This window comes from Alteromonas sp. G5_S2_22_S1, from assembly GCF_054968525.1.
Genome location: NZ_JBQKUJ010000013.1, coordinates 15,593 through 33,007 on the forward strand (window position 1 = coordinate 15,593; position 17,415 = coordinate 33,007).

At 46.2% G+C, this 17,415-nt stretch carries 18 protein-coding genes; 7 read left to right on the top strand and 11 right to left on the bottom strand.

Annotated elements, in window-relative coordinates:
• Window positions 1–65: 65 nt before the first annotated feature.
• Window positions 66–755, bottom strand: a complete 690-nt coding sequence (gene pdsR, locus ACTRWF_RS13880) for a proteobacterial dedicated sortase system response regulator (RefSeq protein WP_012519838.1) — start codon at window positions 753–755, stop codon at window positions 66–68.
• Window positions 756–1,416: 661 nt separating this feature from the next.
• Between pdsR and ACTRWF_RS13885 the strand changes: the two genes are divergently transcribed.
• From ACTRWF_RS13885 to trmB, 3 genes are read left to right on the top strand one after another with little or no spacing between them, the layout of a single operon-like run.
• The gene (locus tag ACTRWF_RS13885) at window positions 1,417–2,349 is read left to right on the top strand and encodes an ATP-binding cassette domain-containing protein (RefSeq protein WP_462835724.1); all 933 of its coding nucleotides are present in this window, start codon (window positions 1,417–1,419) and stop codon (window positions 2,347–2,349) included.
• Between the two features lie 26 nt (window positions 2,350–2,375).
• Complete coding sequence (locus tag ACTRWF_RS13890; protein WP_015068290.1) at window positions 2,376–3,191, top strand: ABC transporter permease; 816 nt, start codon at window positions 2,376–2,378, stop codon at window positions 3,189–3,191.
• Window positions 3,191–3,859 carry a tRNA (guanine(46)-N(7))-methyltransferase TrmB gene (gene trmB, locus ACTRWF_RS13895; protein ID WP_020746727.1) on the top strand — a complete coding sequence of 223 codons (669 nt, stop codon included), beginning with the start codon at window positions 3,191–3,193 and terminating at the stop codon, window positions 3,857–3,859. Before ACTRWF_RS13890 ends, trmB begins: the two co-directional genes overlap by 1 nt.
• 93 nt (window positions 3,860–3,952) lie before the next feature.
• Here trmB and ACTRWF_RS13900 read toward each other — a convergent pair whose 3' ends face one another.
• Window positions 3,953–4,684, bottom strand: coding sequence for an EAL domain-containing protein (locus tag ACTRWF_RS13900; protein ID WP_012519842.1), 732 nt, complete (start codon window positions 4,682–4,684; stop codon window positions 3,953–3,955).
• 548 nt (window positions 4,685–5,232) lie between these two features.
• Here ACTRWF_RS13900 and panP point away from each other — a divergent pair.
• A complete protein-coding gene (panP, locus tag ACTRWF_RS13905) occupies window positions 5,233–6,867 on the top strand; it encodes a pyridoxal-dependent aspartate 1-decarboxylase PanP (RefSeq protein WP_012519843.1) in 1,635 nt (544 codons plus the stop codon).
• Window positions 6,868–7,076: 209 nt separating this feature from the next.
• Here panP and panC read toward each other — a convergent pair whose 3' ends face one another.
• The 7 genes from panC to sfsA form a co-directional block, all read right to left on the bottom strand.
• Window positions 7,077–7,925, bottom strand: coding sequence for a pantoate--beta-alanine ligase (gene panC / locus ACTRWF_RS13910; RefSeq protein ID WP_012519844.1), 849 nt, complete (start codon window positions 7,923–7,925; stop codon window positions 7,077–7,079).
• Window positions 7,926–7,936: 11 nt separating this feature from the next.
• Window positions 7,937–8,731 (bottom strand): 3-methyl-2-oxobutanoate hydroxymethyltransferase, encoded by a 795-nt coding sequence (panB, locus tag ACTRWF_RS13915; protein WP_462835725.1) that lies wholly within the window; start codon window positions 8,729–8,731, stop codon window positions 7,937–7,939.
• Between the two features lie 58 nt (window positions 8,732–8,789).
• Complete coding sequence (gene folK / locus ACTRWF_RS13920) at window positions 8,790–9,287, bottom strand: 2-amino-4-hydroxy-6-hydroxymethyldihydropteridine diphosphokinase (RefSeq protein WP_462835726.1); 498 nt, start codon at window positions 9,285–9,287, stop codon at window positions 8,790–8,792.
• Window positions 9,280–10,599, bottom strand: coding sequence for a polynucleotide adenylyltransferase PcnB (pcnB, locus tag ACTRWF_RS13925; RefSeq protein WP_287150788.1), 1,320 nt, complete (start codon window positions 10,597–10,599; stop codon window positions 9,280–9,282). The genes folK and pcnB overlap by 8 nt, the downstream gene beginning before the upstream one ends.
• A 98-nt stretch (window positions 10,600–10,697) precedes the next feature.
• Window positions 10,698–11,681, bottom strand: coding sequence for a tRNA glutamyl-Q(34) synthetase GluQRS (gene gluQRS / locus ACTRWF_RS13930; protein ID WP_462835727.1), 984 nt, complete (start codon window positions 11,679–11,681; stop codon window positions 10,698–10,700).
• A gap of 75 nt (window positions 11,682–11,756) precedes the next feature.
• On the bottom strand, window positions 11,757–12,206 hold the full coding sequence (gene dksA, locus ACTRWF_RS13935; protein WP_012519849.1) for an RNA polymerase-binding protein DksA: 450 nt from the start codon (window positions 12,204–12,206) through the stop codon (window positions 11,757–11,759).
• 220 nt (window positions 12,207–12,426) lie between these two features.
• Complete coding sequence (sfsA, locus tag ACTRWF_RS13940; RefSeq protein ID WP_015068286.1) at window positions 12,427–13,143, bottom strand: DNA/RNA nuclease SfsA; 717 nt, start codon at window positions 13,141–13,143, stop codon at window positions 12,427–12,429.
• 233 nt (window positions 13,144–13,376) lie between these two features.
• Between sfsA and pepB the strand changes: the two genes are divergently transcribed.
• The gene (pepB, locus tag ACTRWF_RS13945) at window positions 13,377–14,660 is read left to right on the top strand and encodes an aminopeptidase PepB (protein WP_462835728.1); all 1,284 of its coding nucleotides are present in this window, start codon (window positions 13,377–13,379) and stop codon (window positions 14,658–14,660) included.
• A gap of 129 nt (window positions 14,661–14,789) precedes the next feature.
• Here pepB and ACTRWF_RS13950 read toward each other — a convergent pair whose 3' ends face one another.
• Window positions 14,790–14,972, bottom strand: a complete 183-nt coding sequence (locus ACTRWF_RS13950; RefSeq protein WP_012519852.1) for a hypothetical protein — start codon at window positions 14,970–14,972, stop codon at window positions 14,790–14,792.
• A gap of 456 nt (window positions 14,973–15,428) precedes the next feature.
• On the opposite strand from ACTRWF_RS13950, the gene ACTRWF_RS13955 reads away from it, so the two are divergent.
• Both ACTRWF_RS13955 and ACTRWF_RS13960 read left to right on the top strand, forming a co-directional pair.
• A complete protein-coding gene (locus ACTRWF_RS13955; protein WP_012519853.1) occupies window positions 15,429–16,031 on the top strand; it encodes a YhgN family NAAT transporter in 603 nt (200 codons plus the stop codon).
• Entirely contained in the window at window positions 16,032–16,610 is a 579-nt protein-coding gene (locus ACTRWF_RS13960) for a YjaG family protein (RefSeq protein WP_015068284.1), read from the top strand. It abuts the gene before it with no gap.
• 88 nt (window positions 16,611–16,698) lie between these two features.
• Here ACTRWF_RS13960 and rsmD read toward each other — a convergent pair whose 3' ends face one another.
• A complete protein-coding gene (rsmD, locus tag ACTRWF_RS13965) occupies window positions 16,699–17,370 on the bottom strand; it encodes a 16S rRNA (guanine(966)-N(2))-methyltransferase RsmD (RefSeq protein ID WP_020744952.1) in 672 nt (223 codons plus the stop codon).
• Between the last annotated feature and the right edge of the window lie 45 nt (window positions 17,371–17,415).

Below are 17,415 nucleotides of genomic sequence, written 5' to 3' on the forward strand. Positions count from 1 at the left end.
TTACTCGCCCTATCATATTGCCCCCTAGATACCGTTATTTTGTATTACGCTGTGCCACTAGCCCCTTAAAGCTGCCAGCGATAACCCATGCCGTACACCGTATCGATGTGATCAAAGTTAGGGTCTAACTGCACAAACTTTTTACGCATACGCTTTATATGGGAAGTAATGGTGGTGTCGTCTACCACCATGCGAGACTCGTCCATTAACTGTTGGCGGCTTTTTACATGCCCCGGTCGCTTAATAAGGGCGTGCAACATCCAAAACTCGGTAACAGTAAGCAAAACCGCTTGGTTCTGCCAACTTACGGTCATTCGCGACACATCCACTTTCAAATCGCCTACTTTAAGCTCATCTTTTTGCTCAGAGGGGGCAGCAAGTAAGTCTGTTCTTCTAAATAACGCAGCGATACGCGCCAATAAGTGGGCCATACTAATGTCTTTAGTCAGGTAGTCGTCTGCACCCATTCTAAGGCCACTTATAGTATCCACATCGTTATCTCGGGCGGTAAAAAAGATAATAGGCAGCGTTTGCGATAGCCCTCTAAGCTGCTGACACAGCATGAAACCACCTTCTATTTCATCTTTTAAGCCAATATCTATAATGGCCAAATCAGGCAGCGTATGGTTAAACGCCTCAGCAGCAGATGGCCTATCTTCATATGCGTTAACGCTATAGCCCTGCGCTTTTAGCGCCATAATGTAGTTTTCTCGAATGGCTGCGTCATCTTCTACTAATGCGATTGTCTTTGGCATACATTAATCCGCAATTTAAAATGTTATAGAGCGCACACTATACCTGTGAAAACGGCGGTTTGCTTAAGTTCGACATAAAATCCATAAGCCCGCCTCATTTATGCCATATTTGAGATACGTATTTAGACGCCCTCACCCCAGTCTCCCCCTAAGCGTTGTAGGCTGTACGGCGTGCTGGGCTAGACCCCGCCACAGATTAGCGGCCTTTAAAAAGCATCATAACATTTCCATAATTGACGGCTTTTTATGCCATGAATGTGGGGTTAAATATCTCGTGTCTGATGAAGGTTAGCTTGCTAGACATCATGGCCGTAAAGCCCTGTAGTCAATAAGCTAACTGATTCTACCGTAGAAGCGATAAGGCTGAACTTCTACGCTAAAAAACTACCCTTTGCGTTGTGTGCTACCCCAACGGTGCACAGCGCGTTTTTGTTTAAGCCTCACCTTTAAAAAAAGTGTTGCTTCGCTTTTAACCCTGTATCTACAGCTAAGGTTGAAATTGGCGCTTTTGCTATCACTTACTACTCCTTAAACCGTTTAAAGCAACCACTAAGCGCGAGTGTATTCATTTAATAGCATGAACTAGGTTACACTTTGTCAATTAAGATAACCAAATCTTACCTACGCGGGTTAGATGTCACACTCTCAATACAGGTAAATCATGAAAGCGTTGGATATTCAGGGGTTAACGAAAACCTATAAAGGCGGTGTGCAAGCGCTAAAAGGCGTAGATCTCACCGTGCAAGAAGGAGACTTCTTCGCACTACTTGGTCCGAATGGGGCGGGTAAATCTACCACTATTGGTATCATCAGTTCATTGGTTAACCAAACAAATGGAAGCGTTTCTGTGTTTGGTTACGACCTCACAGCGCAGAAAGAACAAGCTAAAGCCTGTATAGGGTTAGTGCCGCAAGAGTTCAACTTCAATCAGTTTGAAACCGTACTGCAAATTGTGCTCAACCAAGCGGGCTATTATGGCGTTCCGCGTAGCGTAGCCAAGGAACGCGCTAAAAAATACTTGGCCCAACTAGACTTATGGGAAAAGCGCGATGCACGGGCTCGCGAATTATCTGGCGGTATGAAGCGCAGGCTAATGATAGCTCGCGCGCTTATGCATGAACCTAAATTGCTTATTCTCGACGAGCCAACCGCGGGTGTTGATATTGAAATTCGTCGCTCTATGTGGGGCTTTTTAGAAGAGATCAATCGTCAAGGCATCACTATTATCCTCACTACCCACTACCTTGAAGAAGCAGAAATGCTGTGCCGTAACATCGCTATTATTAACAAAGGCACCATTGTAGAAAATACCAGTATGAAAGCGTTGCTTTCGAAGCTGAACGTAGAAACCTTTGTGCTGGACATCAAAATACCTGAAACCGCCGTAAAGGCTAGTGGCTTACTGGCCGGTTTTGAACACCGGCTGATTGACGACCACACCCTTGAAGTAGACGTAGAGAAAACCGAAGGCCTAAACCCCGTGTTCACTCAGTTAAGTGAAAAAGGCGTTCAGGTTATGAGCATGCGCAACAAATCAAATCGCCTTGAAGAGTTGTTTGTACGTTTAGTTGAATCGGCTAAGCAAGCCGGCTAAGCGAAAAACGGGAAAGGTGAGAATTAATGAAAACTGAAAGTACACAAATGAATACAGAACAAAACGTAGGGTGGTTTAAGCAAAACTACGTGGCCCTAACCACTATCTGGATAAAAGAATGCACGCGCTTTTTGCGCATATGGGTACAAACCCTTGTACCGCCGGCCATTACGATGAGCTTGTACTTCGTCATATTTGGAAGCCTTATTGGTAACCGTATAGGCGAAATGGGCGGCTTTACCTACATGGAGTTTATTGTTCCTGGGCTGATAATGATGTCTGTTATCACAAACTCATATGCGAACGTGTCTTCATCGTTTTTTAGCGCTAAGTTTCAGCGCAATATCGAGGAGCTATTAGTCTCTCCGGTGCCTACATCGGTCATTATTTTAGGGTACGTCGGTGGCGGTGTCGCCCGGGCTATACTCATTGGTATTATTGTGACCTTGGTATCGCTTTTCTTTGTCGACGTGCAAATTCACCATCTTGGCATTATTGCGATAACCTTATTGCTTACCTCTACCTTGTTCGCTACAGCAGGTTTAATTAACGCCGTGTTTGCGAAAACCTTCGATGATATTAGCGTTGTGCCTACGTTTGTTTTAACACCGTTAACTTATTTAGGCGGGGTATTTTATTCTCTTACTTTGTTACCCGAATTTTGGCAGTGGGTAAGTAAAGCGAACCCTGTTGTGTATATGGTGAATGGCTTCCGCTATGGCTTTTTAGGTGTATCCGACGTGGATATCACCCTGTCTTTAAGCTTGCTGGTGGGCTTTAATGCGCTGCTATTTAGCGTAGCTTACTACTTACTTAAAACTGGAAAAGGTATTCGCAGTTAATGGCTAGCGGCAACTCAAGAGAAATCACTACCTCGCAGGTAGGCGTTCACGACAAGCTGGACGACTTGGTGAAAAAGTATCAGGTTAGTGAAAATAAGCGGCCTATCAGTGCTCATACCCAAGCGGCGTTTGACGAGGTGAGTAGGTGGCTTGACGGCTTTGACGGTGAGGTGATTTTAGACTCTTGCTGCGGCGTGGGTGAAAGCACGGCCAATATAGCGCGGGCAAACCCCGATGCCCGCGTGATTGGTGTGGATAAATCAGCGCTTCGCGTTGATAAACATGAACACTACAGCGCAGCGCAGGATAACTACAAAGTGATCCGCGCTGATGTGAACGACCTGTGGCGTTTAGTTAAGCAATCGAATTGGAATGTTACCCAACACTTCTTGCTTTACCCCAATCCGTATCCAAAGAAAACTCAGGTACAAAAGCGTTGGCATGCCAGTGCGGCAATGGTCGATTTAATGGCGATAACGCCCAATGTGGAAGTGCGCAGCAACTGGCTGGTTTACTTAATGGAGTTTGCGCAGGCCGCAAAGCACTACGGGTTAATCTCTGATTTAACTGAGGTTACGGGCAGCGTTCACATGACCCCCTTTGAAAGAAAATATCGAGGCAGTGGGCAAGCATGTTGGCAACTACATTGTCGAAGTGAAGAAAGCTGATATACGTCAAAAACGCTTTTTTATGCACTAGGCAGATGCCAAGGCATCTGCCGTCTATTAGCGAATAACAGAAAACGCTCGCACCCTCCGAGTCTAATGACGGGCTTTAGCGCTTCGTACATTTGCCAGTGGTGGGCTAAACACATAGCCTTGAGCATAGCGAATAGGTAAGCGCTTCACACTTTCTAAGTGAGCCTCGTCTTCAACGTGCTCGGCAATAGTACTCACGCCGTGGCGTTCACACAGCGACAGTAAATAATCCACATACTCTCGCACGGCTTCTTGCTGGTCGTAATGTTTTATTAATCCGCCAGCTAATTTTATTCCCCTTATCGGCAAATTCATTAGCGCACGTATGTTTCCCGGGCACGACCCCACATTATCTACGAACACACCTAGCCCAGCATGCGCGCTTTTTTCTATAAACGTAGTTAAACTTTTGGGGTTAGAAAGGGCCGTTGATGCGCTCACTTCTATGCTAACTCGCTCAGGCGTTGGGTAGCTTGCTAAATGTGTAATAAGGGTATGGGTTAATTCCTTGTTCTCTAAATCTTTCGCGGTAATGTTGATGTTCCATGGAATATTTACGTCGTGAAAATAGCTCGCGCACTGTACAAACATGTTTGCAGCCAGTGAATTTACATGCTGCTCACGCTCAATAAGATATAAAAACTCGCTGGGAAGAAACGTCTTATCGCCTTGGGTAATGAGGCGCGCTAGACATTCATAACGCCACACTCCTTGACTGTTTAAATCAACGATAGGCTGAAAATATGGCACGATATCTTCAATGGAGAAATCCTCGGATATTTCGCGTATGGGCATAAACCGACCTCCTTGCATTGTCGTAATAAATTAACTGCTGGGTTAACTGCCTATACCGCTCGATTTGTATAGCACGTTCAACATCAACACTATTCACAAATTAAATATAGTAGAGAGTGTGAAACTTTGCGGCGCTAATTTTAAAGTAGTAATGTGTGTCACTCTGGTCGCTTGTTATCGGTAAACCGAGTTCCACGGTTAGCCGGTTTGTATATTAAAGCTGACTAATCAGTCTGCATCGCTGGTTTTGTGCAACGAATTGCTTAGCGCTGCCTCTTGGCGAGCTAGGCAATCTGATGTAAAGTGCGACACCCTGAAAGTGTTGTGATAAGTTTTCAGGTTTGGCAACGAATGGACCGCGCCAATATACTTCAGCTTAACCGGTAACGCTTTCGGATAAGCTAGTAAATAGCTGCACTGATAAGTGCACGCTAGATGGCTGAAAGGAAAAGTAAGTGTCAGGCCGGTGTCCTACAAAACCGCCTGTTTATTTCGCCTAATAAACGTAGTGCGAAAGGTGTGAATGTTTTAAGTATGAGGTGTGTTGAGTGGGTGAAGCGCAAGTTAGTTTAGAGCACCTGTTTAGGGTCTTTACCAAACCTGAACACAAAGACTCAAAGCTGGCTCAAATTGAGCAGCATTTATCTGACAATATCTTAGATTTTCTGTCGCAGCACGTGGTGACAAAGAAGACATCGTTAGAAGAAATTGAAAAAGACTTCTCAGACTCGAAAGTACCTGAGTCGCCAGAGTTTGTGTCTACGCATGCTGAAAGCTTACTTGATAAGCTGGTTGCGCATTCTGTAAATACCTATTCACCGACTTTTATTGGTCATATGACCTCTGCGCTACCTTATTTTCATCTGCCGCTATCTAAGTTAATGGTGGGCCTTAATCAGAACTTGGTGAAAATTGAAACATCGAAAGCCTTCACGCCGTTAGAGCGTCAAGTGCTAGGCATGATGCACAACTTAGTGTACGACCAACCGCAACGCTTTTACGATAATCACTTACACAGCGCGGCGCACTCATTAGGCGCATTTTGCTCAGGCGGAACCATCGCGAACATCACTGCACTATGGGTAGCGCGCAACAAGTTGCTTGGCCCACAAGACGGTTTCTGTGGGGTCGCGAAGGCCGGTCTGGCAGCGGCATACCGACATCTCGATATAAACAACTTAGGCGTGATGTGCTCTAAGCGTGGCCACTACTCTCTGTCTAAAGCCGTTGATGTGCTAGGTTTAGGTCGTGATCAGCTTCTGACAATCCCGGCGCCGCGACAAACCCTTGATCCGGCAAAAGCCCTTCGTATTGGTAAGCGTTATCAGGAAGAAGGCAACAAACTTCTTGCTATAGTGGGTGTGGGCGGTACTACCGAAACCGGGCACGTAGACCCTCTTGACGAGTTAGCAGACGTTGCTAACGAGTTAGGCTGCTGGTTCCATGTGGATGCCGCGTGGGGGGGAGCAACACTGTTTTCTTCACGCTATCGCGATAGGTTAAAAGGCATAGAGCGCGCTGATTCGGTAACGATAGATGCTCACAAGCAAATGTATGTGCCAATGGGGGCAGGCATGGCCCTATTTAAAGACCCTCAAAATGCCAATGCAGTAAGGCATCACGCACAGTATATTTTGCGCGCTGGTTCGAAGGATTTGGGGGCCACAACGCTAGAAGGCTCTCGTAACGGTATGGCGATGATGGTCTATTCTGCCCTGCATATTTTCGGGCGGAAGGGGTACGAGTTACTTATCGACCGCAGTATTGATAAAGCGAAAGACTTCTCGCACATGATAGACAAAGCGGGTGACTTTGAATTAACCACCACCCCGACATTATCACTACTGACTTATCGAGTGTGCCCTGAAGAAGTGCAAGAAAAGCTTAAACACGCCGATGCCAACATGCGCAATGCGATTAATGAGAAAGTGGACGCCCTTGTTGTGGCTGTTCAAAAGCAGCAGCGTGAAGCGGGTAAGTCGTTTGTGTCACGTACGCGCTTAGAAGCGCCTGATTACCCTTCCCAATGTATTACGGTATTTCGTGTTGTGTTAGCGAACCCGTTGACCAGCCATAACGATTTAGCGGCTATTTTGGCTGAACAGCATCTTATTGCGAAAGAAACACAGGCGTGGGCAGAGTTGATGAACTTCGTGCGCGATTCTGAAAAGGTGGCGTCCTAGCTATTTTAAGCAGAACAGGGGCCGGAGTATTTGCTCGATTAGACGGATGCTGGTTCGTTAGGCAACCAATTTAAATCAAATAAAAAACGCCCGAGACTGCTGTCTCGGGCGTTTTTTATTATTTCCATTTTGTCATTAAGCGGTATTTGGGAACGCTTACCCGAGGTGGGAGTTAACATGCCGCTTTGGGTTGTCTGTAAAAGAAGGCCCTATCGAGTAATCTGAAGGTTATCAATAAGGCGTGTTTTTCCCATGAACATGGCAACTAACAGAACGAGCTCCTTGTCGTTTGCGGTGGCTGCCTTAAACGTGCTTGCGTTGACTACCTGACAATAATCTTTTTTAAAGCCCTTGGCTTCAAGGTTGGTAACCATCGCGTCTTCAAGTTCTGAAAAGTCAATATTGCCACCCTCGATACCTGCTTTAACGCGCTGCATCTCTTCATAAATAGCACTCGCGGTGGCCTTTTCTTCCTTTGACAAGTAGCCATTTCTAGAGCTCATGGCCAGCCCCGAGGCTTCGCGTTCTGTGGGTACACCGTGAATGGTAACCGCCATAGACAAATCGCGGGCCAATGCACGGATAACCTGCAACTGTTGAAAGTCTTTTTCGCCAAAGAATGCGTCGTCTGGCTGCACCATATTAAACAGTTTAGTCACCACGGTAGCGACGCCGCGAAAGTGACCAGGGCGACTTGCGCCACAGTGAGAATCTGAAATGCCCGGTACTTCAACGAAGGTTTGGGCATCGAGGCCCGCAGGGTACATTTCAGCTACACTCGGTAAAAATACGGCGTCTGCACCTACTGAAATAAGCTTGGCTTTATCTTCTTCAATGGTGCGGGGGTAAGCGTCTAAGTCTTCGTTAGCGCCAAACTGCATTGGGTTAACAAAAATGCTTACCACAACGTTGTCGTTGTGCGCCTTAGCTTTTTTAACAAGCTTAAGGTGACCATCGTGCAGGTTGCCCATTGTGGGAACAAACCCTACACTCTCGCCATTGCGACGCCACGCATTAACGGTTTGGCGCAATGTGGAAATACTATCAATCACCTTCATATCTAACCTCGTTACTGAAAGCTGTGTTCTGGCGATGGGAACGCACCGCTTTGTACGTCTTCAATGTATTTAGACACGGCTTTACGCATATCGCCTGTTTCGACAAGGTAGTTCTTAGAGAACTTAGGCATGTAATTCGCGCTAATACCAAACATGTCATGCATCACTAAAATTTGGCCATCGGTATCTTTACCTGCACCTATGCCAATGACAGGAATGGTCAAAGCTTCGCTAACAGCTTTGCCTAGTGAAGAAGGTACGCATTCAAGGACTAATAGCTGAATACCCGCTTCTTCAAGAGCTTTTGCTTCGCTTAATAACTTCTCTGCTTGGCTTGCCTCACGACCTTGGACTTTAAACCCGCCAAATACATGCACCGATTGCGGTGTAAGGCCTAAATGACCACAAACAGGCACGCCGCGAATGTTTAGCCCTTTGATGGTGTCACACAGCCAGCTGCCGCCTTCCATCTTCACCATGCTAGCGCCCGCGGCCATTAACTTGGCGGCGTTTGCATAGGTTTGCTCTGGCGTGGCATAAGACATAAAGGGCATATCGGCTAAGACGAACGCGCGCTCAGTACCGCGACGTACACTTTTAGTGTGATACGCAATATCATCGATAGTGACGGGGAGGGTGTCGTCTTCACCTTGAAGAACCATGCCTAAAGAGTCACCTATAAGAAGCGCGTCAACGCCTTGTTCATCGAACATTTTGGCGAAGCTAGCGTCATAAGCGGTTAAAGACGTGATCTTTTCTCCGGCCTGCTTTTTCTTAAGCAAACCCGAAACTGTTACTTTCTTCATGACATGTCTCAGATTGATATTGGTTGATATCGTGTGGCGAACTATACGGATTTTGCGGCTAATTGGAAGAGCGTAGGCGTCGAAGTCCATCTAGGGAGCAGTTTGCTACCCAAGCAGAAATCGGCTTGCCGTCGTGCATCACCATATTGGGCGCAATTTCAAACAGCGGCACCATGACGAATTCTCGCTCAGCCATTCCATAGTGCGGAACGATTAGGTCGGCAGTATCAATATTTTCACTGCCGTATAGCAAAATATCCAAATCGAGGGTCCGAGGGCCCCAGCGTTCGCCTTTGCGCTCACGGCCCTCTTCAAGCTCTATGCGCTGAAGCTGCTTTAGCAGCCCATGAGGCTTCAACGCAGTTTCTATCAAGCATACTGCATTGATGTAGTCTGGCTGATCCTGTGGGCCCATTGGTTTACTAGAGTACAGTGACGAGGTCTTTAAAACGCGGGTATCTTCTAACTTGCCCATTGCGTCGAATGCTTTTTGGGCTTTACCTTCACTATCGCCAAGGTTACTGCCTACACCAATATATACGTGTTCTTTATGCATCGGGACCTCGCTTAGCGGGTTTACGCTTGCGTTTGCGAGGGCCGCCTTTGCCGCCACCTTCGCTTTTGCGAAGGGCGTTTAACATGCCCTTCTGTTTACCGTTATCAGCATGTTGGAAGTGCGTCCACCACTGCGCTAGCTCTAGTAAGTCGCCACCTTCTACCTGGCCCCTTACTAGTAAAAAGTCATAGCCAGCTCTAAATTTAGGATGTGTTAGCAGTTGGAAAGCGCGGCGTCCAAAACGTTTTGGTAAACGCTGTTGTAAAATCCAGATATCTCGCACCACGGTGGAGAAGCGCTTAGGGATCATAATACGCTGTGTTTGACGGGAAATAACCTCGCCCGACGCAATATTGAATGCATCATGGGCATTTAAGCCAGATTCGCTTTGTAAACGCTGCGACTGTTCTTCAACCGGATACCACAGTAAAGCGGCGTATAAAAATGCCGGCGTAACACGCTGATTACTATTAATACGCTCATCGGTATTAGCTAGCACGCGGCGAACAAACTGCATTTCTCGGCTATTTTCGTCTTTTAAGAATGGCGCCAACTGTGGGAATAGGGGCTCAATTAGTCCGTACTCGTGCAGCATCAAAAAGGTTTCTTCCCCTTTGCCAGATAAAAACAGCTTTAGCGTTTCCTCGAAAAGGCGAGCGGGAGGAATGTTTTGCAGTAGGTTAGCCAGAGACTTGATGGGTTCTGCGGTTTTTTCTTCAATACGCATACCCAGCTTAACGGCGAAGCGTACAGCCCTTAACATACGTACCGGGTCTTCGCGGTAGCGGGTTTCAGGATCGCCAATAAGCTCAACTTCACGCTTTTCTATAGCGGCTAAGCCGTTTGCAAAGTCTGTTACTGTAAAATCTGCCACGCTGTAGTACATGGCATTGAAGGTAAAGTCGCGGCGTTCTGCATCTTCTTCTATCGAGCCAAATACGTTATCCCTTACGAGCTGCCCGTGAGAGTCCCGTTTCGCTACGACTTTCGCTTTAGGTACATTTTCGTCTTCATCTGACTCTTGATGGTGCCCGCGGAATGTGGCCACTTCAATGATTTCTCGACCAAACACGATATGTGCCAAGCGAAAGCGTCTTCCAATAAGGCGACAGTTTTTAAACAGGCCTTTAATTTGCTCTGGCGTTGCGTTGGTTGCCACGTCGAAGTCTTTGGGCTCGTGCCCCATCAAAATATCGCGCACACAGCCTCCAACCAGATACGATTCGAAGCCTGCTCCATTAAGGCGATACATTACTTTCAATGCATTTGCACTTATGTCTTCACGAGATATTCCGTGCTCTCCACGGGTCATTGTCCTTGGCTTTAAAGCGTTAGGTGACGAACTCTCTTTTGAAAAAGCGCGCTTAACAGATTTAAAAACACGATGAATGATGATGGTATCTCCGCAGACTATAAAGGTTCGTTATAATAAGTTGATTCATGCTGTGGAACAATAATTTCGGCTGTTTTCACTATTTTTTTCCTACTCCACATGGAAATAGCCTCATTTAACACGGACTCAACGTTATTAAACGTTGCTGCATCAGGAAAGGAAAAGCCCAAAAAGTGCATTACGCGCACGATATTATCGATAGGTATGCTGTTGTTGACTGGGGCTGCCCGATTTTGTTTGCTTAATTTTCTGCCAGGCGCTACAGCAGCGACTGGGATGTGCCCATACTCAGGCGAAGTAAAACCAAGTGATTGATACACCGCCCGTTGTAAGGGGGTAACATCAATCAAATCACATCCTCTGATAACGTGGTTCACTTGCTGAAACACATCGTCAAGAACAACAACAAGGTTATAAGAAAATAAGCCATCTCTGCGCTTTAGCACCACGTCCTCAGCATGTAATGCATCAGCGAAAGGCCCGCCCTCAGAAGCGTTAGTTTGCTGGTGGTTAAGTGAAAGCCCGGCGTGGGGCTTAACCTCACCCATAATTACATCGATGAAAGCGTCAAGGGGCACATCAAGTTTTAAACGTACTGCACTATCATCGTTTAACGGGAGGAGTGAACTACCCACGTGTTTATTACGACAGTGGCCATTGTAAACACCGCCCATGGCTTTAATTTGCTTCCGCGTACAGGTGCAGTAGTAAGCGCGCTCTTTCGCAATGAGCTCGTCAAGTACAATTTGGTAGCGTGCGTGCTGCTGACTTTGATAAAGCACCTCGTCGTCCCATAGTAATCCATGGGCTTCCAGCGTGCGAAGTATGTCTTTATCAACGCCGGCTATACAGCGGGGCTCGTCAATGTCTTCCATACGAACCAGCCATTTGCCGTTGTGGCTTTTAGCGTCGAGATAGCTGGCAACGGCAGTTACCAATGAACCGAAGTGAAGTTGGCCAGAAGGTGAGGGAGCAAAACGCCCTACATAACGGTTATGCATAATAAAGGGAGTTAATAAAAAGCCTCATCTTTGTGGGATGAGGCTTTCTGAATTAACATACTCTGGGTTAGTAACTTAACCTTGGAGCTGCTTTTCTTTGATTTCAGCCATAGTCTTACAGTCGATACATAGGTCAGCTGTAGGACGCGCTTCTAAGCGGCGAATACCAATTTCGATACCGCACGAATCGCAAAAGCCGAAATCGTCTTCTTCAATTCGCTTAAGCGTTTTTTCAATTTTCTTTATTAGCTTACGTTCACGGTCTCGTGTACGTAACTCAAGGCTAAACTCTTCCTCTTGAGCTGCACGGTCTACAGGGTCAGGGAAGTTTGCCGCTTCATCCTTCATGTGCGTTACCGTGCGATCAACTTCTTCGCGAAGCTGGTTGCGCCAAGCTTTAAGCAATAGACGGAAGTGTTCTAACTGGGGCTCGCCCATGTATTCTTCGTCAGCTTTAGGCTCGTATGGCTGTAAACCTGCCAGCGCTAATAGTCCTAGGGATTTTGTTTCTTTTCCTGTTGGCATGTGCCACATCTCCTACACTACGACATCCATCTTGTCCTGATTGGACCGATATCTATATCAGACTCGACAACTTCAGGCAATCAATCGTGTCTATGTAATTATTATGCTGGTGTGTCTTTTCTTCATTTAGCCAGCTGGCTACCAGCAAACGCATTAGTGCGTTCTCCCACTAAAACAAGGCGCAAATATGAAGGCGAAATGAAAAAAATCAACCTATTTTTTACAAAATTAAAGGGAGTGTTTGATTTAATAGGATTTTTTGTTCGTCTATTATGCAGCTTGCGGCAAGTAAGGATACGCCTGCGTCAGCGGCTTTCTTTACGCTTTCAGCGTAAGTTGGATCAATGTACTCAGCAACTTGAACACTTTCTATTGCTGTATGCTGAACGCAAAACAATAGGCTGGTCTTTATACCACTTTCAGCAAGACGAGCAAGCTCTAAACAATGTTTCGCGCCGCGCTGGGTTACCGCGTCGGGAAAAAAGCCTTTCGAGTTTTCCGCTAAGGTGACGGATTTAACTTCCATATACTCGATTATACCTTGGTGTTGAGCATTTTCGCGCTCAAGCGCAAAGTCGAAGCGACTATTCGCTGTCGGTGGTGTTACTTCTGCTTTCCACCGTGTTATATCAGAAAATTCCTTCAGTACCTTGTTATCGAGTGCTTCCGCCACCAACTTATTAGCATTGTGCGTATTAATGCCGATGAAATGGCCGTCAAAAGTTTGCGCGAGTTCCCATGTGTATTTAAGCTTTCGTTTAGGGTTAGTCGACTCGCTTAGAAACACCGTATAGCCAGGCTCAGCGCAGCCACTCATAGCACCAGTATTAGGGCAATGAGCGGTAACAATAGTACCGTCTTCAAGTTCGACGTCAGCAAAAAAACGCTTGTACCTTTTTATAAGCGTACCGCGTAGTAAAGAAGGTGAAAACTTCATGTGTCGCCTTTTTAATTAGAGAATGTTAGGCCTTGTTTTATGCCATCGCTGCTAAGCCAATGCCTCGATGGTAAGACGTTTAGTGCTAATACCTTACTTACTTCTAAGTGCAGTAAGGTTAAGGTGGCAAATGGGGTAAAAACCTAGAATATGGCGGCAAAGCATAACAAAGATTTGTGCAAGCGCAATACGCGCTTTCCAGCAACACAACGATGTATAAGGAATAAAATCCAATGGCAGAATTTACTGTTAGCCTTTCGAAAAACAGCGCAGGAGCTGTATGGGGCGAAAGTGCAAAACTTTCTTTTAACGAGTCAGGTGCTGTAATTCACTTACCTGATGACAAGCTAAACGAGCGTCTAATTCAACAAGCGGCACGAAAGCTAGACGGCTTAGGTTTGCCTGCCGTGTCATTAAGCGGTGACTGGCATAAAGAGCAGCAGTGGGCCTTTGCACTTAGTTTTACCCGCGCACGTAAGCCGGCATCAATTAACTGGGCAGAAACCCAAGACAAAGCTGCACTTGAGCAAGAATATGCAGCACTACTTTTCACCCGTCAGCTAGTTAACGATACGCCTGAAGATTTAAGCCCGGTCACCTTAGCAACACGTGCAGCCCAGTGGCTTAAGTCGTTAGGTGGTGACAAGGTTTCATATTCGATGACGGTTGGCGAAGAGCTTAAAGAGCAAGGCTGGATCGGCATTTATAACGTGGGTCGTGGCAGTGAGCGTCCGCCTGCAATGCTTGTTCTAGACTACAACCCAACAGGTAATGCAGAAGCTCCGATAGATGCAGTACTTGTTGGTAAAGGCATTACCTTTGATAGCGGCGGCTATAGCATTAAATCGAGTGAAGGTATGCTAGATATGAAGTGCGATATGGGCGGGGCCGCGACGGTAACCGGCGCGCTAGGTCTAGCTATTACCCAAGGCAGTGAAAAGCGTATTCAGCTAATTCTATGTTGTGCTGAAAACCTCATTAGCGGTCACGCTTATAAATTAGGTGACGTACTTACCTATAAAAATGGCGTAACGGTAGAAGTGGTGAACACAGATGCTGAAGGTCGTTTGGTACTTGCAGATGGCCTGATGGCAGCGACAGAAACTGGCGCACCATTAATTATTGATGCTGCCACACTAACTGGTGCTGCGGTAGTCGCGCTTGGTTCTGACTATCACGGTGTATTCTCACTAGATGATAATGCCCGCGAGCAAATGCTAAAAGCGGCAAAAGAAGAAAACGAGCGTTTCTGGCCACTTCCGCTTGAAGACTTCCACGCAGAGCGCTGTCCATCAGCATTCGCAGACACCGCGAACAGTCGTCCCATGAAAGGTGGCGGCGGCGGCGGTGCTTCTAACGCTGCTGGTTTCTTGTCACGCTTTGTAAAACCAGAAGGCTGGGTGCATCTAGATTTAGCGGCGGCCTATCACGGCGGCGCAACATCTGAAATGCCGGTAGGCGCAACGGCAAAGGGTATTCGTTCAATTGCGCGAATGCTTAATAACTATACCGCCTAAGCGTACTTTTAAACTCAACGCTTAAGTTTGGACAGCGTGCACATTGATATGGCACGCTTACCTACTAAAGGCGAAAAACGTGACGGTTGAAAAGCGCGGCGGGTAAAAACTCGCGCTTTTCTCATCTACTTAAATACCACCAAGGCGCTCTGCAAGTTGTTTGTAGCGCTCTACATCACCACTATCAAAAAGTGGGTTTCCATCAGTATCCTTATCTTTAGATACTAACAAGCTCTCGCGTTCAAGGCGCTCTACACGCACCTCTTGCACGCCAAGGTATGCTGCCACTTCTTTTACTGTCATCAAACTCATTGCATAGTTTCCTAATTTAGATTGTTATTATTTTGGTTTATACGCCCTATAAAAAAGGGCTAATGAGCGCTATTACATCAAAAGCCCATTCGATAGAACATTAGCTAAACGGTGTAAAATGCTGAAACAGATGATTTGCCTAAACCTTCAATTACACCTTTAGGGTAACTATGCTAATGCTGTGTTTAAAATGAAAATACTTAACATATTTCGTCGCTTATAATATCCCTAGGTTCAAGTTAAGCGCATTTTTACTAATTTTCGAGCATTTTTTTACAAGTAAAGCATGAAGGAAAGGCAGAACGTTAAATATAAAGTTAAGTAAAAGAGGCTATTGATAGGAAAAGGTGTTTTTAACTTAGGCTGCTTGGTTTACCATTGCGCGCCATCACAGCCAATCTTGGGTTATACTCGTTGGCCTATGCAATCAAACGCTTACACCGGAGATAGTTAAAAATGGATACCTGGTCTGCTGCCATCATGCTCTTTTTGATCATGGACCCGCTCGGTAACTTGCCTGTATTCATGTCGGTGCTTAAATCGATTGAGCCAAAGCGACGCCAATTTATTCTTATTCGCGAGTTACTGTTTGCCCTAGGTATCTTATTTCTATTTTTATTCAGCGGGCAATCTGTGCTTAATTTTTTGAACGTTGAGCAGGAAACCGTCAGCATAGCAGGCGGTATTATTTTGTTTCTTATCGCACTTAAAATGATATTTCCTTCAACCGGTAACCCCAGCGGATTGGCGGTAGGTGAAGAGCCGTTTCTGGTACCTCTCGCTATTCCTATGATTGCTGGGCCGTCCACATTAGCGGCGCTGATTCTGCTTGCGAATCAGGCACCAGATAGAATGGTTGATTGGTCGATAGCGCTTGCCGCTTCGTGGTCGATAAGCGCTGTTATCCTTTTATTTTCAAATGTATTTCATAAAATTTTAGGGGAGCGAGGTCTAGTTGCTATGGAGCGATTAATGGGTATGATCCTTGTTATGATCGCTATTCAAATGCTGCTTGATGGCGTTACTTCATATTTCATGCATGCCACTGGAGCACTGTAAATGGCAAAGCAAAAACTAAACACATTTGGGCGAGTACGCGCCCTGGAAGGCTGGAAAGCCGTTGCATTTGGTGCTGCATTGCTTGAGCGAATGCTGCCTAACTACACCCTTTTTTGTGACTTAACCGAAAGTGGTGATGCAAGTGCGCTGCGCAATTGCTTAAATTTAGTTTGGGAGACCCTGAAGTCGCCTAAAAGTAAATTCAATATCGCAGTGCAGCTTGAGAAGGTAGAGGTGGCAACACCAGATACCAGTGAATTTGATAATTATGGCGTGTATCCAGCCATCGACGCTGCAATTGGGTTATCTGGGTTACTCAACTTGATGGCGGGGGATGATCCTCAAGGTGCCGTCGTAATTAGTAAGTTGTCTCAGGGTAGTGTAGAGGCCTACTTACTTGCCACAGAAGAAGCCGACGACGAGAGCGTTAAAGTTCACCCGCTCATGGAATTTGAAGTCGAGGTGCAAAACGAATTGCTCGATTACGTAGAGCAAGCCAAGTATCCAGCGAAAGCGGCAGATGAAATGAAAGCGCTGGCGCTTGAGGCGGGCATTTCTAATATCGGCCTAGAACTTTAATTCGAGGGATGTAGGCAAGCCCCACCCTTTACAAGAAAGCGTTGAGTTTCACCTTAATTACGCCGCGTAACAGATAAACGGTTGCGGCCTAATTCACTTCTATAAGCATATAGCGTAGCGCGCTGGTTTGCTTATCTTTAATAATGTTCCAGTGGGCGGGCAGCAATGGGGTAACGAGAGCGCTTTCGTGCTCTAGGTAAATAACACTGCCGCTTTGTACTAGGTTATTATCGACGATAGCTGCTAGCGTGGGAGCAACTAATCCTTTTGCGAAAGGCGGATCTACAAAGATAATATCGTAAGGCGCGTCACTGATATCCTTTAATATATTCAAAGCATCACCTTGATGCACCCCTGTTGCCGCGGTATTACTTGCGTTAACTAAGGTGAGGTTACTTTTCAATTGAGTAGCGGCCTGCTTATCGAGTTCGATAAAGTCGCAGTGTGAAGCATAGCGCGATAGTGCCTCTAAACCTAAACCGCCAGAACCAGCAAAAACATCAAGGCAACGGGCGTTATTTACGTACGGCATCAACCAGTTAAAGAGCGTCTCTTTATTTCTGTCGGTTGTGGGCCTTAAACCTTCTGCATTAAGCACAGGTAGCTTTCTACCTCGCCATTGTCCACCAATAATTCGGATTTGCCCGCTGCTATTTGCACTGGGGGCTCTGGCATTTTCAGAAGAATGACGTTTTTTTGCAGAAGATGTTGCCCGAGTAGGGCGAGAAACTCGCTTCATAGTGGCTGACAATGGTATCATGCGTTCATACAATAGGCGGCAAGTGTAGCCGAATTTGCAAAGAAT